Origin of the sequence: uncultured Aliiroseovarius sp. (assembly GCF_947497285.1) — a bacterium.
Classification (GTDB): Bacteria; Pseudomonadota; Alphaproteobacteria; order Rhodobacterales; family Rhodobacteraceae; genus Aliiroseovarius.
Genome location: NZ_CANMFT010000003.1, coordinates 223377 through 242280, shown reverse-complemented (window position 1 = coordinate 242280; position 18904 = coordinate 223377). Strand labels below are relative to the sequence as shown.

Annotated in this window: 16 protein-coding genes; 4 read left to right on the top strand and 12 right to left on the bottom strand. The window is 59.0% G+C overall.

Annotation, left to right across the window (positions count from 1 at the left end):
- Positions 1-108: 108 nt before the first annotated feature.
- Both Q0864_RS06755 and ade read right to left on the bottom strand, forming a co-directional pair.
- Complete coding sequence (locus tag Q0864_RS06755; protein WP_298567078.1) at positions 109-1593, bottom strand: AMP nucleosidase; 1485 nt, start codon at positions 1591-1593, stop codon at positions 109-111.
- Entirely contained in the window at positions 1593-3398 is a 1806-nt protein-coding gene (gene ade, locus Q0864_RS06750; RefSeq protein WP_298567076.1) for an adenine deaminase, read from the bottom strand. The genes Q0864_RS06755 and ade overlap by 1 nt, the downstream gene beginning before the upstream one ends.
- A gap of 95 nt (positions 3399-3493) precedes the next feature.
- On the opposite strand from ade, the gene Q0864_RS06745 reads away from it, so the two are divergent.
- Complete coding sequence (locus Q0864_RS06745) at positions 3494-4327, top strand: SDR family oxidoreductase (protein WP_298567074.1); 834 nt, start codon at positions 3494-3496, stop codon at positions 4325-4327.
- Here Q0864_RS06745 and dxs read toward each other — a convergent pair.
- The 6 genes from dxs to Q0864_RS06715 all read right to left on the bottom strand — a co-directional run bounded on the left by dxs (position 4324) and on the right by Q0864_RS06715 (position 9598).
- Positions 4324-6252 carry a 1-deoxy-D-xylulose-5-phosphate synthase gene (gene dxs / locus Q0864_RS06740; RefSeq protein ID WP_298567072.1) on the bottom strand — a complete coding sequence of 643 codons (1929 nt, stop codon included), beginning with the start codon at positions 6250-6252 and terminating at the stop codon, positions 4324-4326. The two genes, Q0864_RS06745 and dxs, sit on opposite strands and share 4 nt — an antisense overlap.
- A gap of 14 nt (positions 6253-6266) precedes the next feature.
- Complete coding sequence (locus Q0864_RS06735) at positions 6267-7121, bottom strand: polyprenyl synthetase family protein (protein WP_298567070.1); 855 nt, start codon at positions 7119-7121, stop codon at positions 6267-6269.
- On the bottom strand, positions 7122-7364 hold the full coding sequence (locus Q0864_RS06730) for an exodeoxyribonuclease VII small subunit (protein ID WP_298567068.1): 243 nt from the start codon (positions 7362-7364) through the stop codon (positions 7122-7124). It lies immediately after the preceding gene.
- Positions 7361-8296: a histone deacetylase family protein gene (locus Q0864_RS06725; protein ID WP_298567066.1), complete on the bottom strand. Its 936-nt coding sequence runs from the start codon at positions 8294-8296 to the stop codon at positions 7361-7363. The genes Q0864_RS06730 and Q0864_RS06725 overlap by 4 nt, the downstream gene beginning before the upstream one ends.
- A 101-nt stretch (positions 8297-8397) precedes the next feature.
- Complete coding sequence (locus tag Q0864_RS06720) at positions 8398-9099, bottom strand: response regulator (protein ID WP_298567064.1); 702 nt, start codon at positions 9097-9099, stop codon at positions 8398-8400.
- Positions 9092-9598 (bottom strand): MarR family transcriptional regulator, encoded by a 507-nt coding sequence (locus Q0864_RS06715; protein WP_298567062.1) that lies wholly within the window; start codon positions 9596-9598, stop codon positions 9092-9094. Before Q0864_RS06715 ends, Q0864_RS06720 begins: the two co-directional genes overlap by 8 nt.
- Positions 9599-9773: 175 nt before the next feature.
- Here Q0864_RS06715 and Q0864_RS06710 point away from each other — a divergent pair, with 175 nt between their 5' ends.
- Both Q0864_RS06710 and Q0864_RS06705 read left to right on the top strand, forming a co-directional pair.
- Positions 9774-10640: a branched-chain amino acid aminotransferase gene (locus Q0864_RS06710; protein ID WP_298567061.1), complete on the top strand. Its 867-nt coding sequence runs from the start codon at positions 9774-9776 to the stop codon at positions 10638-10640.
- Positions 10641-10704: 64 nt separating this feature from the next.
- Positions 10705-11136 (top strand): hypothetical protein, encoded by a 432-nt coding sequence (locus tag Q0864_RS06705; RefSeq protein ID WP_298567060.1) that lies wholly within the window; start codon positions 10705-10707, stop codon positions 11134-11136.
- A 24-nt stretch (positions 11137-11160) separates the two neighbouring features.
- On the opposite strand, the gene queG is transcribed toward Q0864_RS06705, so the two are convergent.
- The 3 genes from queG to mtgA are packed head-to-tail and all read right to left on the bottom strand — an operon-like array spanning position 11161 to position 13652.
- Positions 11161-12195, bottom strand: coding sequence for a tRNA epoxyqueuosine(34) reductase QueG (queG, locus tag Q0864_RS06700; protein ID WP_298567059.1), 1035 nt, complete (start codon positions 12193-12195; stop codon positions 11161-11163).
- Positions 12192-12857, bottom strand: a complete 666-nt coding sequence (locus tag Q0864_RS06695; protein ID WP_298567057.1) for a glutathione S-transferase family protein — start codon at positions 12855-12857, stop codon at positions 12192-12194. The genes queG and Q0864_RS06695 overlap by 4 nt, the downstream gene beginning before the upstream one ends.
- Before the next feature lie 54 nt (positions 12858-12911).
- Complete coding sequence (gene mtgA / locus Q0864_RS06690; RefSeq protein WP_298567055.1) at positions 12912-13652, bottom strand: monofunctional biosynthetic peptidoglycan transglycosylase; 741 nt, start codon at positions 13650-13652, stop codon at positions 12912-12914.
- A gap of 98 nt (positions 13653-13750) precedes the next feature.
- Between mtgA and Q0864_RS06685 the strand changes: the two genes are divergently transcribed.
- Positions 13751-14257 (top strand): hydrolase, encoded by a 507-nt coding sequence (locus Q0864_RS06685; RefSeq protein ID WP_298567053.1) that lies wholly within the window; start codon positions 13751-13753, stop codon positions 14255-14257.
- 48 nt (positions 14258-14305) lie between these two features.
- Here the strand turns inward: Q0864_RS06685 and gltB are convergent, their stop codons facing one another.
- Positions 14306-18844: a glutamate synthase large subunit gene (gene gltB / locus Q0864_RS06680; RefSeq protein ID WP_298567051.1), complete on the bottom strand. Its 4539-nt coding sequence runs from the start codon at positions 18842-18844 to the stop codon at positions 14306-14308.
- Positions 18845-18904: the final 60 nt, after the last annotated feature.

Genomic DNA, 18904 nt, shown 5'->3' with positions numbered 1-18904 from the left:
GGGCTTCATTGGGCGCATTTAACTGTATGTAGAGGGGGGACACAACGATTTGTTGTGCAGATTTCCCCAATAAATAGCGGTTTTTTGCCCGAAATCGCGCTTCTTTCCCTAAAGGAATGCCGTCTCTTCGAAACTTCTGAGCTTCCGACTGTGGATTCGCTCGATCGGCATCTCGCGCAGGGTCTCCATCGCCTGGATGCCTATCAGCAGGTGACGAGACACCTGAGAGGTATAAAAGTCAGACGCCATGCCGGGCAATTTCAGCTCTCCGTGCAGGGGCTTGTCGGACACGCAGAGCAGCGTTCCATAGGGCACGCGGAAGCGGAAACCGTTGGCGGCGATCGTCGCACTTTCCATATCCAGAGCGATGGCGCGCGATTGGCTTAGTCGCTGCACGGGACCAGATTGATCGCGCAGCTCCCAGTTGCGGTTGTCCAAAGACGCCACCGTGCCGGTCCGCATGATGCGTTTCAGCTCGTACCCCTTTAGCTCTGTCACTTCGGCAACGGCCTGTTCCAGCGCAATCTGGATTTCGGCAAGCGGCGGGATCGGCACCCAAAGGGGCAGGTCATCGTCCAGCACCTTGTCTTCGCGCAGATAGGCATGGGCCAGAACGAAATCACCCAGACGCTGGCTGTTGCGCAGACCGGCGCAATGGCCAACCATCAACCACGCATGGGGGCGCAAAACCGCAATGTGATCCGTTGCCGTTTTCGCGTTCGAAGGTCCAACCCCGATATTGACCAACGTAATCCCTGTCCCGTCTTTGCGCGTCAGGTGGTAAGACGGCATTTGCGGAAGCTTCATAGGTTGGGGCAAGTCCTGATCTGCCGCGGTAATCCGGTGATAACCGGGTCCGACAAAGCTGTCATATCCGCTATCCGGGTCTGCCAGCATCTGGCGGGCATAGGCCTCGAACTCTTCGACATAAAACTGGTAGTTGGTGAACAACACATGGTTCTGGAAATCTTCGGGCTTGGTCGCAGTATAGTGCGACAGCCGCGCCAAAGAGTAATCGACCCTCTGCGCGGTGAATGGAGCCAAAGGTGCGGCGCCACTTTCACTGCGTTGGGCCACGCCATTGACGATATCATCATTGGTCGATGAAAGATCCGGCACGTCGAACACATCGCGCAAGGGAAAGCTCATGGCGCCTTCTTGCGGCACCGTAATGCCGGGATTGTTTGCGACGGCAAAATGGACCGGGATCGGTGTGTCGGAATATCCGATATGGACGGGCACATCGTGGTTTTCGATCAACAGCGCGATCTGCTGCCGAAGATAGTGCCGGAACAGATCGGGGCGCGTGATGGTGGTTTGATAGACACCGGGCGCGGCCACGTGGCCGAAACTCAGCCGCGTGTCGACTTGGTCGTGGCTGGTCGTCGTCAGCACAATTTCCGGATAGAAAGCGCGAAAACGTGTGTTGGGCTTGTCCCCGGACACCGTGCCCTCGAAGCTATCGCACAGAAAGGCGCAAGCGTCGTCATACAGCTCTTTCAGCCGCTGAACGGCGGCTTTTGCATCGGTAAATGGTTCGTGCGCGCCACCTTCCGGGGTGATCACACGGATCGAGTTGTTGGTGGTGGACATCAATTTTCCTCAATCAAATTGGTCAGCTCAAATCGGGTCACGTCAACCAGACCCAGATCAGAAATACGTAACTCGGGGATGACAACAAGCGCCAGAAGCGAATGCTGCATATAAGCGTTGTTCAGCGTGCAACCACAGTCGGCCATTGCTTCCACCATCGCCTGTGCCTTCGCGGCAACTTCATCGGCAGGCGCATCCGACATCAAGCCCGCCACGGGAAGTTCGACCAAGGCCAGCTCTTCCCCGTCCTTGAAAACCGTGATGCCGCCGCCGACCTCGCCCAGACGGTTCGCGGCCAGCGCCATATCTTCGCGGCTGGTGCCCACAACGATCATGTGGTGACTGTCATGCGCCACGGTCGAGGCGATGGCCATCCGGCCCGTGTATCCAAAGCCCGATACCAGCCCATTGACCACGTCACCCGTTGCACGGTGGCGTTCAACAAGGGCGATCTGACAAACATCCTGCGCTTCATCCATTTGCACCAACCCATCCGCGACGCCAAGATCGCGGACCAGTGCTTTGGTTGGCGCCTGATTTTCCACCACACCAATGACCTTGGCCCGGACCGAGTTTGCGCCCTCTGGGGCCGCGATCTCGAAATCAGCAGCCCCGAGCGTTTTGCCCAGATGGACGGTCTTGCGCGCATATTCGGGCCAGTCCAGATGTGGGCACTCAACCGTGACCTCTCCGCCCTCGGCCACTGTCACGCCGCGCGCGATCACGCGGTTGATCGGCAGCGTCGTCAGATCATCGGTCAGGATGGCATCTGCCCGCCGTCCCGGTGTAATAGAGCCTAATTCACGCTCCAAACCGAAATGAGTGGCGGTGTTGATCGTCGCCATTTGCAGCGCGATCAAAGGATCACACCCACATGAAATCGCATGGCGCACAACGCGGTTCATATGGCCGTCATGCACCAGCGTGCCGGAATGGCAGTCATCGGTGCAAAGGATGAAGTTACGCGGGTCCAGACCCTTTTCCGTGACCGCCGTAATCTGCGTTTCAACGTCATACCACGCTGATCCCAGCCGCATCATCGACCGCATCCCCTGACGCACGCGGGCAATGGCGTCGGCCTCGCAAGTGCCTTCGTGATCATCCGCAGGGCCACCCGCCGCATAGGCATGAAACGCGGGGCCAAGGTCGGGGCTGGCATAGTGCCCCCCGACCGTCTTGCCTGCGTTTTGCGTCGCCGCGATCTCGGCCAGCATTTTTGGGTCAGCATTGATCACACCGGGGAAGTTCATCATCTCGCCCAAACCGATGATGCCGGGCCAATTCATCGCCTCGGCCACATCGTCCGCGGTGATTTCATAACCGGTGGTTTCCAATCCGGGCGCGGATGGCGCGCAGGACGGCATCTGCGTAAAGATGCTAACGGGCTGTAATAGAGCCTCATCGTGCATCAAGCGCACACCCTCGAGCCCTAACACATTCGCGATTTCGTGCGGGTCGGTGAACATGGTTGTGGTGCCATGCGGGATTACGGCACGCGCAAATTCGGCCGGCGTCAGCATGCCGCTTTCGATATGCATATGCGCGTCGCACAAGCCGGGGATCAGGTATTGACCCTGCGCATCCACCACTTCGGTAGTGTCACCGATGCAGTGGCTGGCATCCGGACCGACATAAGCGAACCGACCATCGGCAATTGCAACCTGCCAACCCTCCAGGACTTCGCGGGTGTGGACGTTGACGACGCGGCCTGCATTTATCACCAGATCCGCAGGTGCACGACCTGCAGCCACGGCAACAAGCCGGGCTGCACTTTCGGGCCAAGATTTGAAAGAAGACTGTTCCATGGACCAATTGTTCAAATTTCAGATGTTAGCGCAACCCCCAAACGTCATACTCAGTTTGCCCTTCCATATCGCTTCTGCACGGCGATACTGCGCGCATGGATAAGACGCTTTTCATTTTTGGGTATGGCTATTCGGCCCGCGCTTTGACGCGGGGTTTGGTCGGGAAATTCACTGTATTCGGCACCTCGCGCGAGGCTGGCCCAGATGTCCTGCAATGGCCCGGCACCGACATCTCGGCGCCGCTGTCGCAGGCGACACATCTGCTGATTTCGGCTGGTCCAGACATGGACGGAGACCCGGTTTTGCGGCGTGTTAGAGACGATATTGTTCGCCTCGCACCCCAACTTCGCTGGGTTGGTTATCTGTCCACCACAGGGGTTTATGGCGACCATCAGGGCGGCTGGATAGACGAAGAAACACCGCTTTCTCCGTCGACGAAACGTGGGCAGCAAAGGGTCGATGCCGAGGCCGCTTGGCAAGCCCTTGCCGCTGAAACCGATCTGCCGCTGCATATCTTTCGACTGGCGGGCATCTATGGTCCGGGCCGTGGACCATTTGCCAAGGTGCGGCGCGGCACGGCACGGCGGATCATCAAAGAAAATCAGGTCTTTTCGCGCATCCATGTGGACGATATTGCGCAGATATTGGCTGCCTCAATCGCTGCCCCCAATCCGGGTCGCATCTACAACGTCTGTGACGACCTTGCCGCCCCACCCGAGGATGTGCTGGCCCACGCCGCAGACCTTCTGGGCCTGCCACACCCGCCCGCAGAAGACTATGAGACCGCCGAGATGACGCCGATGGCGCGCAGCTTCTACGCGGAAAGCAAACGGGTGCGTAATGATCGGATCAAGGACGAACTTGGCGTTAAGCTGCTGTATCCAACTTACCGTGAAGGGCTGGCGGCTTTGCTAAAAGCCGAGGGTTAGGCCCGCTTTTCGCCGATCTGCGCCACGCCCAAAACATCCAGCACTTTCGCTTCGATGTCTTTGGCGGACAGCTTCGCCTCTTCATACATCCGGGCCGGGCTGGCGTGGTCGATGAACGTGTCGGGCAGCACCATAGATCGGTATTTAAGGCCGGTGTCGAACACGCCCTCTTCCGCCAAAAGCTGCGCGACATGGCTGCCGAAGCCGCCAATTGCACCCTCTTCGATGGTGATCAGCGCCTCGTGGTCGGCGGCGAGCATCAAAATCAGATCGCGATCCAACGGTTTGGCAAATCGCGCATCGGCAATTGTCGGGGCGATCCCGCGCACCGATAGCTTTTCCGCGGCTTTCTCGACCTCGGACAAGCGCGTGCCGAAAGACAGGATCGCAACCCGCGACCCTTCGCGGATGATGCGGCCTTTGCCGATCTCCAACACCTCGCCCTGTTCCGGCAGGTCGACGCCCACCCCTTCGCCGCGTGGGTAGCGGAAGGCGCAAGGCCCGTCGTCGATCGAATGTGCAGTGGCGACCATGTGCATCAGTTCTGCCTCGTCGGCAGCGGCCATCACCACCATGTCCGGTAGGTTCGCCATGAAGCCAATATCGAACGCCCCGGCATGGGTCGCACCGTCTGCGCCAACCAGCCCAGCGCGGTCAATTGCAAACCGCACGGGCAGGCGCTGGACCGCCACATCGTGCACAACCTGATCATAACCACGTTGCAGAAAGGTTGAATACATCGCGCAGAAGGGCTTCATCCCGCCAGCGGCCAGCGCCGCCGAGAAGGTCACGCCATGCTGTTCGGCAATGCCCACGTCAAAGCACCGCGACGGATAGCGTTCGGCCATCAGATTCAGCCCTGTGCCGTCCGGCATCGCCGCGGTCACGGCGCAGACCTTGTCATCTTTGCCCGCCAGTTCGACCAGCGTCTTGCCAAACACCGAGGTATAGCTGGGCGCATTCGACGGTGCCTTGTGCTGCTTGCCGCTTGCCACATCGAACTTGGCAGTGGCGTGGCCGCGATCGCGCGCAGCCTCAGCCGGCGCATAGCCTTTGCCCTTCTTGGTGATCACATGGATCAGCATCGGGCCCGTCGCGCGGTCATGCACCGTGCGCAGGATCGACAGCAGGCTTTCCATGTCATGGCCATCAATCGGCCCGACGTAGGAGAACCCCAATTCCTCGAACAAGGTGCCGCCTACGGTCATGGATTTGACCATCTCTTTCGCCCGTCGCGCGCCTTCTTGGAACGGCTCGGGCAGCAGGCTGACCGCGCCCTTGGCAGCGGCTTTCAGCTCTTGGAACGGCTCGCCCGCATAAAGGCGGCTTAGATAGTTTGACATCGCGCCAACAGGCGGCGCAATCGACATTTCGTTGTCATTCAGAATGACGAACAGGCGGCGGCCGAGGTGGCCCGCGTTGTTCATCGCCTCGAACGCCATGCCGGCAGACATGGACCCATCGCCGATCACGGCCACTGCATCCCCGATGCCATGCTCCGGCGCGCCGCCCAGGTCGCGCGCCACCGCAAAGCCCAGCGCCGCCGAGATCGAGGTCGAGCTGTGCCCGGCTCCGAACGGGTCAAACGGGCTTTCCGCGCGTTTGGTAAAGCCAGATAGCCCGGTTTCCATGCGCAGGGTGCGGATCCGGTCGCGCCGTCCTGTCAGGATCTTGTGCGGATAGCATTGATGGCCAACATCCCAGATGATCCGGTCACGCGGCGCATCGAAAACAGCATGCAGTGCGACGGTCAGTTCAACCACACCAAGCCCAGCGCCAAGATGACCGCCGGTTTCGGACACCGCCGAGATCGTCTCGGCGCGCAATTCGTCGGCCAGCACGTGAAGTTCCCGGTCGTTCAGCGCCTTCATGTCTGCAGGGACCGTTATGCGGTCAAGAATGGGTGTATCGGGTGTATCGGTCATTTGCGTCCCGCTGCCTATCTGTCGCGCTGGATAACGAAATGGGCGGCTTCCCGCAAGGTATCGGCATCCTGACCATACTGCGTCAGCGCATCACAGGCTTGATCGGCAAGCTCTTGTGCGCGGGTCTTTGCTGCCTCAAGACCCAAAAGCGAAACAAACGTCGCCTTGCCCGCATCCGCGTCTTTTCCAACCGCCTTGCCCAAGGCCTTGGCATCCCCTTCGACATCCAGAATGTCATCAGCGATCTGGAAAGCGAGGCCCAATGCGTTGGCATAGCGTCCCATGTCAGACGGGTCTGATCCAGCCAGCACTGCCCCAGCCTGAGCAGACCAGCGGATCAAGGCACCCGTTTTGCCGGCCTGAAGTTCGGTAATCTGGTTCAAATCCAACGGAGTGCGCGCGGTTTCCGCAGCGATATCAAGCGCCTGCCCATGCACCATGCCGACCTGTCCGGCCGCCTTAGCAAGCGACGCGACCAATGGCACACGCGCATTGCCAACGGCGTCGTTGGTCACCAGTTCGAATGCCAGAGTTTGAAGGGCGTCACCAACCAGAACCGCCGTTGCTTCGTCCCACTTGCGGTGAACAGTCGGCTGGCCGCGACGCAGGTCGTCGTCATCCATGCAGGGAAGGTCATCATGCACTAGTGAATAGGCATGCACTGCCTCGATCGCGGCAGCTGGCCAAACAGATCTGGCGTCGTCCACACCATGCAAGCGCGCGCTTTCCATGACCAGGAATGCGCGCAGGCCCTTACCGCCGCCTGTCGCGTATCGCATCGGCTGCGCCAAAATACCTTCAGAGCGAATTGCGCTGTGCAGACAGGCATGCGCCAGCGCACGCGTTTGCGCCAACCGGTCCCTGAACATTCAGAGCCCTTCGACCGGCGTCGTTCCCGCAGGATTTCCGTTTGGGTCAAGCGTGATGGCCGCGACCTTCTCTTCTGCTTCCTTAAGCTTCGTTTCGCAGCGCGCCTTCAATTCGGCCCCACGTTCATACAGCTTGATCGAATCCTCAAGCGCCACGTCACCGCGTTCCAACTGTCCCACGACCGCTTCCAGCGCGCGCATGGCCTCTTCAAAACTCATCTCGCCTACGGGTTTATCGCTCATGCGCCTCGCTCCATCATCACGTTGACATAGGCCCCGACGCTGTCGCCAAGGGCTTGAAGATCATAGCCGCCCTCAAGCGAGGATACCACCCGGCCGTCGCAGCATTTATCTGCCAAATCGCAGATGCGATGGGCCAGCCAGGCAAAGTCCTCGGTCTCCCATTGGAGGCCTGCCAAGGGATCACGCCGATGGGCATCAAACCCGGCCGAAACAAGCACCAATTGCGGTTTATAAGGCTCTAACACACCGGAAATCATGTCTTCCCAAGCCGCTTGCATGACCTCTCCACCGGTCGCCTCTTCAAGGGGGGTGTTGAAGATCTGCTTGAAGGCACCTTTCTGATGAATGCCACCCGACCCCGGATACAAAGGCATCTGATGGGTCGACACGAACCGCACACGGCTTTCGTGCCACAGCACATCCTGCGTGCCGTTGCCGTGATGCACATCGAAATCAAGCACTGCGATCCGGTCCAGCCCGTGCGTTTCAGCGGCATAGCGCGCGGCGATTGCGACGGTTGAAAACAGGCAAAACCCCATCGGGGTCGCCTTTTCGGCGTGGTGGCCCGGTGGCCGGCATGCGATAAAGGCGTTCTGTGCTTCTCCGGCTAAAACAGTGTCTATTGCAGCGACATTTGCGCCAATCGCGCGAAAAGCTGCCTCAAGTGACCCCGGCGCCATAAAGGTATCACCATCCAACTGCGCCCACCCTTCGACCGGTGCTGCGTCGTCGAGTTTCTCAAAATACCTCAGTGAGTGGCCAAGACGCACGTGATCAACGGTGCCTTTGGGGGCGATGCGCCTGTCCAAAGCGGCGAACTGAGGCGCAGCCAGAGCGGTTTCAATCGCTTCCAGGCGCGCGACCTGTTCGGGGTGACCCGGAGGCGTCACATGCTGGTGGCAGACCGGGTGGGTATAAAGCAAAGTTGTCATATCGAGACGCTAGGCCAATACCGCAATGGCAACAAGCAGGTGTGCCTCTGGTCCACACAATTTCGATCCCAGCCAGCGCAATTCGGTATAAATGTCAGAGGTTATTCAGGCGCCAGCATATACCCCGCCCCACGAACAGTTTGCAGGTATCGGGGTTGTTTAGGGTCTGTTTCTAGCTTGCGGCGCAAGCGCGTGATTTGCACATCGACGGCGCGTTCCTGCGACTGTCCTTGATCGCGGCCCAGTTTTTCCACCAGCGCGGCACGACTGACCGCGTCACCTGCGGAGGCCGCAAAGATCTTCATTAAATGCGCCTCGGTGGCCGTCAGGCGCACCAGTGTGTCGCCTTGCCAAAGCTCGCCACGCTCGGTGTCGTAGTGTTTGTCGCCAAGCTTCAGAACCTTTGGCGCCAGCTCCTCGACAACGCTTGGCATGCGCCGCAGGATGGCATTAATCCGCAGCAACAGTTCTTTCGGCTCAAAGGGCTTGGCCAGATAGTCGTCGGCCCCTGCCTCCAAACCCCGGATGCGATCCTCGGTATCGCCTTTGGCGGTCAGCAGCAAAATTGGCGTGGACAGTGTTTCGCGCAAGGCTTGTGTCAGGCTGATCCCATCTTCGCCTGGCATCATCACGTCCATAACGATCATGTCGAAATCGAGCCCCTCAAGAAGGCGCCGGGCATGAGCGGCGTCCCGTGCGGCGCTGACCCAGAAGCCCTGACGCACAAGGAATTTTTGCAGCAGGCTGCGGATTCGTTCGTCATCATCGACGATCAAAAGATGCGCTTCGGTCAGGTCAGTCATGACGCACATCCTTCATCTGGTTGAAATGGTGGCGTAATTCCGGGTCCATCATGGCTTCCAGCACAGCACGGAACCCCTGAACCGCCTCAGGACCCGCTTCACGATACGCCAGACGCATGCGTTCACGTTGCGCCGTGGACAACTCGGTTTCAAGGGCACTGCCGGTGTCGGTTAAAAACAGGTGTCGTTCCCGCTTATCATGCGTGCCAATCCGGCTTTCCACCAGTTCGTCTTCGATCAAGGTGCGCAAAACGCGGTTCAAGGATTGCTTGGTGACACCCAAAATCGACAAAAGGTTGTTCACTGTCGTTCCGGGTGTGCGGCTGATGAAGTGAAGCGCGCGGTGGTGGGCCCGTCCATAGCCGTGGTGGTCAAGAATGCGATCCGGGTCAGCCGTGAACCCGCGATAGGCAAAAAACATCGCCTCGATGCCCTTGCGCAATTGCTCATCCGTTAGAAACAGAAGCGTCTGCCCGCCCGGCGTCTGAGTTTCTGTCATTGGCGGCCTCTTCACTTTTCACGTTACAGAAACCAGTTTTATGTCAGTGTTGTTGACTTTCCAAGAATCAATTGATACGGAAATGCGGATTTAGCGTAATTTTATGTCCGATACGGTCCAAATTTACGCAACTTTCGCAAAGACCCATCGAGTGGCAATAGGAAAGGACAAGAACATGAGCGGATATGATGACCGTGACGGCAAAATCTGGATGGACGGCCAGTTGGTCGACTGGCGTGATGCGAATGTCCATATTCTGACCCATGCGCTGCACTATGCCTCGTCAGTGTTCGAGGGCGAGCGCCTGTATGACGGTAAGATCTTCCTGTCGCGCAAACACTCTGAACGGCTGCTGAAGTCGGGCGAGATGATGGACATGCCGATCCCTTATACCGTTGACCAGATCGAAGCCGCCAAACAAGCAGTGGTCGAAGCAAACGGGCTGACCAACGCCTATGTGCGCGTGGTGGCGTGGCGTGGGGCGGGCGAGGACATGGGTGTCTCGTCTGCGCGCAACCCGGTGCGGATGGCCGTCGCGGCCTGGGCTTGGGGCGATTACTACGGCGACGCCAAGATGAAGGGCGCCAAGCTGGATATCGCGAAGTGGAAACGCCCATCACCCGAAACCATCCCGACCGCCGCGAAAGCCGCCGGTCTTTACATGATCTGCACAATGTCCAAGCACGCCGCCGAAGCCAAAGGCTGCTCGGACGCGTTGTTCATGGATTATCGCGGCTATGTGGCCGAAGCGACCGGCGCCAACGTCTTTTTCGTCAAGGACGGAGAGGTGCACACCCCGCTGCCTGACGCGATCCTGAACGGGCTGACCCGCCAGACCGTCATTGGTATGCTGAACGATCGTGGAATTGCGGTCCACGAACGCCACATCATGCCCGAAGAACTGGAAGGGTTCGAGCAGTGCTGGCTGACCGGATCCGCCGCCGAGGTGACTCCGGTGGGGCAGATCGGTGACTATACGTTCGAAGTCGGCGCTTTGACGCGCGAAATCTCGGAAGCCTACGAAGCGTTGGTGCGCGCCTGACGGGCGTTAACGGCTTGTGAACGAAAGGCTCCTATCCTTCTCGACAGAGGGTAGGAGCTTTTTTATGTTCTCGCAGCGTGGCTACCGGATGTTGGCTGCCATCATCGGCATTGTCGCAATGCCAACCGCGGTAGCTTTGGTTTGGTATTACATTACCCAAGACCCGACGATGCGACCCTTGGGCATCAGCAAAGCCGCCCTGCAGCAATACGAATCCGGTCCACCGCTTGAGATCGTGGCGCATGTCTCATGGAATCCCCTGACAGACGCCCAGTTGATCGAGCCCTTCACCAACGCACTGCGCGGGGCGTTTGAGGCCAAAGGCGTGCCTGTGCGGGTTGAGCTTCTGGCCACGCCCGGACAAGCAACCACTGTGGTCTATGACATCGGCGTGTCGCATCTTGGCCCCTATCCCAAATTTCAGGCCGTGAACGGCGTTGTCGCCGCTGTCGAAGCGTATCGAATGAACGTGCCATTTGGGACCGATACCCCGTAAACGGACAGCACCGGGAAGCGTGCGTTAGGTGGTCAGCCGGGAAACAGCCCAGCGGGCGGCATCGCGCAGAACCGGGTCTGATGCCTCCGCATGTGCCTGTGCATGGCAGAGCAGCGAACTGTCGCCAGAATTGCCAATCGCATACATCACATTGCGCAGAAACCGCGCCAACCCGACCCGTTTGACCGGGCTTCCCGAAAAATGAGCGCGAAAAGCCGCGTCGTCGAGCTGCGCAAGGTCGGCCAGTTTGGGCGCGACAAGGTCATCGCGAGCGGCATAGCGCATCTCTTGCGCATCGGCTGCGAATTTGTTCCACGGGCAAGCCGCCAGACAATCATCGCACCCATATATGCGATTGCCGAGCATTGGGCGCAGCGCCTCGTCGACAGGACCTTTGTGTTCGATGGTCAGATAGGAAATGCATCGGCGGGCGTCTAACTGGAAGGGCGCAGGAAAGGCATCGGTCGGGCAGGCATCCAGACAGGCGGTGCAGTTGCCGCAGTTTTCCTGCCCCGGCGCATCTGTGGGCAAGTCGAGCGTTGTGAAAACGGCCCCCAGAAAGAACCAGTTGCCCAGATCGCGTGACAGCAGGTTGGTGTGCTTGCCCTGCCAACCAAGGCCGGCTGCGGCACCCAAAGGTTTTTCCATCACGGGCGCGGTATCGACGAATACTTTGATCTCGCCGCCAAAACTGTCGATCATCCAACGCCCGACTCGCTTCAGCCGTTTCTTGACGATGTCATGATAGTCGCGGTTCTGAGCGTAGACGCTGATCGCGGCGCGATCTGGCTGGCCTATCACTGCCATCGGGTCATGCGCTGGTGTATACGGCTCGGCCAACATGATAACCGACCGGGCTTCGGGCCAGAGGGCGGCGGGATTACCGCGCCAATGCATCCGTTCCCCCATCCAGGCCATATCACCGTGCCGACCGTCTGACACGAACTGCTCCAGCCGTTCGGCGATGTCAGGTACGGCATCGGGGCGGCATATTCCGACCTTGCCGAACCCTTCCTCCAAGGCCTTGTCGATGATGGATTGCCGGGCGTTGGCGTTCAAAAATCAAGATCCGCATAGTGCGAAGGCTGCGGAAAACCAGAAATCTGGTCCGCCAGAATCGACCGAAATGCAGGTCTGGATTTGATCTTGGCATACCATTCGCGCACGTTCTCGTTCCGGTTCCAATCCACATCACTGATATAGTCGAGCGATGACAGATGTGCCGCCGCGGCGAAATCTGCCAACGTCATCGAATTGCCCGCCAGCCAGCGCCGCTGGTCCAGAAGCCATCCCATGTAATCGATGTGATACTTGATCGCCTTCGCGCCGGCCTTGATGTTGCGGCTTTCGGGATAGCCCGCGCCCATCACCTTCTTGTTCACCCGCTCGTACAGCAGATTCGCGGTGACTTCGTTGTGAAACTTGTCGTCGAACCAGCTGACAAGGCGGCGCACTTCATACCGATCGTCAGGATCATCCGGCAACAGCGCGGGGGTCGGATAGCATTCTTCGATATATTCGCAAATCGGCCCGCTTTCCGTTAGCAGCTTTCCGTCGATTTTCAGGATGGGCACCTTGCCCGCAGGGTTACGGCGCAGGAAATCTGAGCTTCGTTCCCAGTATTTCTCTTCAACCAGCTCGACCTCGATCTTCTTTTCCGCAAGCGACAGGCGCACCTTGCGGCAGAACGGTGACAGTGGGACGTGAAACAAGCGGTTCATGGTGTGTATCAGAAATCTCTCTTTCAACCGTATTGCCGTTTTTGAGCCGAGGGATCAATCCTCGAAACAAGAAGCGCGCCCATCCGCGCGGATCGTAGCCGCCCCATCGGCAATGGATTGCGCCCGTTTTCGCACAAAGGGGGACGGGCGCGAGGCCGAACGCTCTTTCGGGTTGGGCAAAAGCGCGGCAAGTCGGGCGGCCTGAACAGCCGACAGTTCAGCCGGACCAACGCCGAAATAGTGGCGCGCAGCGGCTTCGACGCCAAAAATGCCCTCGTCGAATTCGGCCACGTTCAGATAGACCTCCAGAATGCGCCGCTTTGTCCAGACCAGTTCGACGGCGGGGGTGATCACCGCCTCAAGCGCTTTGCGTGGCCATGACCGCCCGTGCCAAAGATAGGCGTTCTTTACGACCTGCTGGGACAGGGTCGAGGCACCGCGCGCGCCGCCTTCGTCAATTGCCGCCCGAATGGCGCGCATATCGAAACCCCAGTGTTGACAGAAATTCGCATCTTCTGCGGCGACGACCGACCGCGCCATGACCGGGGCGATTTCTTCCAGATCGACCCATTGATGATCGGCCCAGCCAAGGCGCATTTTCTCAGCGATGATATGTGGTGTCGTTGGCGGGTTGATGAATGCATAGCCCACGATCCCCAGAACGAAAAAGCTAACAACTGCAAGCAAACCACGCCTGATCCAGCGCCGCACCCATTGGATCGGGTGAAGCTTGAAACGCTTCTGCTTGCGCGTTTTACGTTTGCCACTTGGCTTCTTTTTCGCTGCTCTTGCCACATATCTTTCAGACCATGGGCGGCGGGCGCGGGTCAAGGTCTGGATCAAGGCGCGCAGCTATTGGTCGTGATAAAATGGGGGGCGGAAAGGATAGGACAATGGAAACCAATGCACTTCCCTTTTACGACACCAGCGACAACCCCACGGGTTGCTGCCCGCGTTTCAAGCCCGAAACATGGGACGGTTTGACGCTTCACTTACGCGACAAGCCCTTTGTGCGGGCTGCAACGAAATCGGTGCTGCATATCCCAATGAATATGGGCAGCACGTTCACCCGCGTGTTTGAACACATGAAGGACGCCGGCGCCTATGACGAGGCAAATTTCGTCGTGATGAGCCGGGATTTGTCGCCATGGACGGCCGAACATCTGTTCGCAGCCGATACACCTGTCAAACACGAAGAGATGACGACACTGTCCGGTGACTTCATCACCAAGGTCTTTGAGGGTAGTTTTCGCGAGGCCAAGGATTGGCACGCTCAAATGCAGGATCTTGCTGAAAAACAGGGCACCAAAGACGCTGTGGTGTGGTTCTTTTACACGACGTGTCCGCGCTGCGCCAAGACCTATGGCAAGAACTACGTTGTTGGGCTTGCGCAGCTATGAAAAAGGGCGGCCCGAAGGGGCCGCCCGATCGGTTTCGGCACTCGCTGCTTATTCGGCAGGGATGGCCGTATCTTCGACACCTAACGGTGCGGTCAGCTTGTCCAACATCTCTTTCGGGCAGATCTGAAGGAAGTTCACCTTTTCCATATCCCAATGGCGCAGGATCTCGATCGCCTTCTGGCTGCGCGTTTCTTCGGCGTGGCGTTCGACCAGCTCTTTCAGCTCGGCTTCCCAATGGTCGACCGAGACGGGGCAAACGACAAGGCTTTCCATGTTCATATGGTCCTGCGCTTCACCGTCGGGGTCGTAAAGATAGGCCATGCCGCCCGTCATCCCGGCCCCGAAATTCGATCCGATGGACCCAAGGATCACCGCGACGCCGCCGGTCATGTATTCGCACCCATTAGAGCCGCAACCTTCGATCACCACTTTGGCGCCTGAATTGCGCACAGCGAACCGCTCGCCAGCGCGCCCTGCGGCGAACAGGTAGCCATCGGTCGCACCATACAGGACAGTGTTGCCGATGATGGTGTTTTCAGATGCGACGAGGGGGCTGGCAAGCGGGGGGCGAACCACAATTGTGCCGCCCGACAAACCTTTGCCGACATAGTCGTTCGCATCGCCTGACACCTCGACCTTCAGACCCGGAGCGGCAAAGGCACCCAGCGACTGCCCGGCAGAGCCTTGCAGCTTTACCGTCAGGTGGTCAGGCTGCAAATTGTTGCGCATCCCGAACCGCTTGACGATATGGCTGGAAATCCGTGTGCCCACCGACCTGTGGGTGTTTTGCACGGTATAGGACAGCTGCATCTTTTCACCATCCTCCAGAAACCGGTGTGCGTCGCGCACGATTTCGGCATCCAGCGTATCAGGCACAGGATTGCGGTCGCGGTTGCGGTTGTAGACGATCTTTTCCGCGCCATCGACGACCAGTAGAAGCGGGTTCAGGTCAAGGTCATCCAAATGTGCCGAGCCGCGGCTCACCTGGCTGAGCAGATCGGCACGTCCGATCACCTCGTCCAGTGACCGCACCCCGATCGAGGCAAGGATTTCACGCACTTCCTGCGCATAGAACGTGATCAGGTTGACCACCTTGTCCGCGCTGCCGGTGAACTTGGCGCGCAGGTCTTCGTCCTGCGTGCAGACGCCCACGGGGCAGGTGTTCGACTGGCACTGACGCACCATGATACAGCCCATGGCAATCAGGGCGGCGGTGCCGATGCCGTATTCCTCGGCCCCCATCATCGCGGCCATGACGATATCACGCCCGGTGCGCAAGCCGCCATCGGTGCGCAATGTCACGCGGTCACGCAGGTTGTTCATCGCAAGCACCTGATGCGCTTCGGTCAAACCCATTTCCCACGGCAGACCCGCAAACTTGATCGAGGTCGCGGGCGACGCACCCGTGCCGCCATTGTGGCCCGAAATCAGGATCACATCGGCCTTGGCCTTCGCCACGCCTGCTGCAATCGTGCCAACACCTGACGCGGCCACCAGCTTCACCGTCACCTTACAGCGCGGGTTGATCTGCTTGAGGTCATAGATCAGCTGGGCCAGATCCTCGATCGAGTAGATGTCGTGGTGTGGCGGCGGTGAGATCAGCGTCACGCCTTTGGTGGAATGACGCAGACGGGCAATCAGGTCGGTGACCTTCATGCCCGGCAACTGGCCGCCTTCGCCGGGTTTCGCACCCTGGGCAACCTTGATTTCAAGCTCTTCGCATTGGTTCAGGTATTCGGCGGTCACACCGAACCGGCCCGACGCCACCTGCTTGATCTTCGCCGACGGATTGTCGCCATTCGGTTCAGGGTGGAAATGCGCGGGATCTTCACCGCCCTCGCCACTGTCCGACTTGGCGCCGATGCGGTTCATCGCGACGTTCAGCGTCTTGTGTGCTTCGGGGCTGAGCGCACCCAGCGACATGCCCGGCGTCACGAACCGCTTGCGAATCGCGTTGATGCTTTCCACTTCCTCAATCGGAATGGGCTTGCCCAGCGGCTTAATGTCCAGAAGGTCACGCAGGTGGATCGGCGGATTGGCCCGCATGCGCGCCGAATACTGCTTCCACATCTCGAACGAGGCGCGGTCACAGGCCGATTGCAGCAGATGCATCGACTGCGCCTCCCAGGCATGCGTCTCGCCTGAGCGGCGGGCTTTGTAGAACCCGCCCACGGGCAGCACCTGATTGCCGCCGCCGTAGCCTGCCGCATGGATGTCTTCCAGCTTCTTCTGGATGCCGTTCACACCGATCCCCGAAATACGCGAGGTCATGCCGGGGAAATATTCGGCAACCATCGCACGGCTTAGACCGACAGCTTCGAAGTTCAGGCCACCGCGATAGGACGAGATCACCGAGATCCCCATCTTCGCCATGATCTTCAGAAGGCCTTGGTTGATCGCTTCACGATAGCGACGCACTGCTTCGGTCAGCGAGCAATCAAGCAGGTTGCGATCAATCCGGTCCGCAAGACTGTCTTCTGCCAGATAGGCGTTTACCGTGGTCGCACCACAGCCAACCAGAACCGCAAAGTAGTGCGGGTCAAGGCATTCCGCCGACCGCACATTGATCGACGTGAAGGTCCGCAGACCCTTCTTTACAAGCCAACTGTGAATGGCTGATGTCGCCAAAATCATCGGCATCGCGATGTTGCTTTCGTCCTGCCCTTGATCGGTCAGGATCAAGTGACCAGCACCAGACCGCACGGCCTCTTCCGCTTTGGCGCGGATGTCTTTCAGCGCGATGCGCAGGGCACCATCTTCGCCATTTGCCGGGAAGGTGCAGGCAATTTCGACCATCGGCGCATTAAACGCCTCGGTCATTTTCACAAACTGCTCGTTGCCAAGAAATGGGCTGTCCAGAACGATAATTTCGGTCTGCCCACCATTCTCGTCGAGAACGTTCTTGAGGTTGCCAAACCGCGTCTTCAACGACATCACGCGGAATTCACGCAAGCTGTCGATCGGCGGGTTGGTTACCTGACTAAAATTCTGCCGGAAAAAGTGGCTGAGTGGACGGTATTTCGTCGACAACACCGCCGATGGCGTGTCGTCACCCATCGAGGCCAGCGCCTCTTTTCCGTCCTCAGCCATTGGAGCAAGAATTTGTTCCAGCTCTTCGAGTGTATACCCGGCGGCAACCTGACGGCGGCGCAGTTCGTCACCGGTATAAATCGGTTTCTCGTCGATCGTTGACAAGTTGGTTTCCAGATCGCTGATTTTTCCGACCCATTCCCCGAATGGGAGCGAGGCCGCCAGACGGTCCTTGATCTCGGTGTCGCGATACAGTTTGCCCTCTGCTGTATCCACAGCCAACAGTTGCCCCGGACCAAGCGCGCCTTTCTCGATGACGCTGGCTTCGTCGATCGGGACCATGCCCGCTTCGGACCCGGCAATCACCAGGCCGTCGCCCGTCACGACATAGCGCATCGGACGCAGGCCATTGCGGTCAAGCCCGGCGCACACCCACCGGCCGTCCGTCATTGCCAAGGCAGCGGGGCCATCCCATGGCTCCATCACGCTGTTGCAATAGCTATACATGTCCTTCCAGGCCTGAGGCAAATCCACCGCCTGTTTCGACCAGCTTTCAGGCACCAGCATGGTCTTTGCCATCGGCGCGGACCGGCCGGCGCGCACCAGAACCTCGAACACCGCGTCCAGCGCGGCCGAATCCGAGCTTCCGCCGGGCACGATCGGTTTGATGTCCTCAGCCAGATCACCGAAGAAGCTGGAGGCCATGCGAATCTCGTGGCTTTTCATCCAGTTCAGGTTGCCCTTCAATGTGTTGATCTCGCCGTTATGGGCCAGCATCCGGAAGGGCTGCGCCAACCACCATTGCGGGAAGGTGTTGGTCGAATAGCGTTGGTGGTAGATGGCAAAGGTCGACGCGAACCGTTCATCCATCAGATCCGGATAAAACACGGCAACCTGTTCGGCCAGCATCATGCCCTTGTAGATGATTGAACGGCACGACAGCGACGCAATGTATAGACCGTTGATCTGCGCAGTTGCGGCCGCTTTTTCAATCCGGCGACGGATCACATAGAGCTCGCGCTCGAACTGATCTTCGTCAACGCCTTTTGCGTTGGAAATCAGGATCTGTTCTATCTCGGGGCGGGTCGCGTTGGCCTTTTCGCCAAGGCAGTCGATGTCAACAGGCACGTGGCGCCAGCCGTAGATCGAATAGCCCATCCGCAGGACTTCGGTTTCGACAATTGTCCGGCAGGCTTCCTGCGCGCCGAAATCCGTGCGCGGCAGAAACACCTGACCGACAGCAATCAGTTGATCCTCATGCGGTTCGTGGCCGGTGCGGCGGATCTGGTCGTGGAAGAACGGCACTGGGATCTGCACGTGGATGCCAGCGCCATCCCCGGTTTTTCCATCTGCATCGACGGCCCCCCGGTGCCAGATCGCCTTCAGGGCGTTAATGCCGGCCTCGACCACTTTGCGCGATGGCGTTCCGTCGACGGACACAACAAGACCCACACCGCAAGAGCTGTGCTCGTCTTCTTCGCGGTACAGGCTGTGTTCCGACATGAACTTGCGCTTGGCTTCTTCGCGGCGCACCCAGTTGGCATCATAGTTCGTCATTTCGTTTCTCCTCACGGAAGGTCGCTGGCGAGATCGCCTTGCAGACCCGGAAAAATGTGG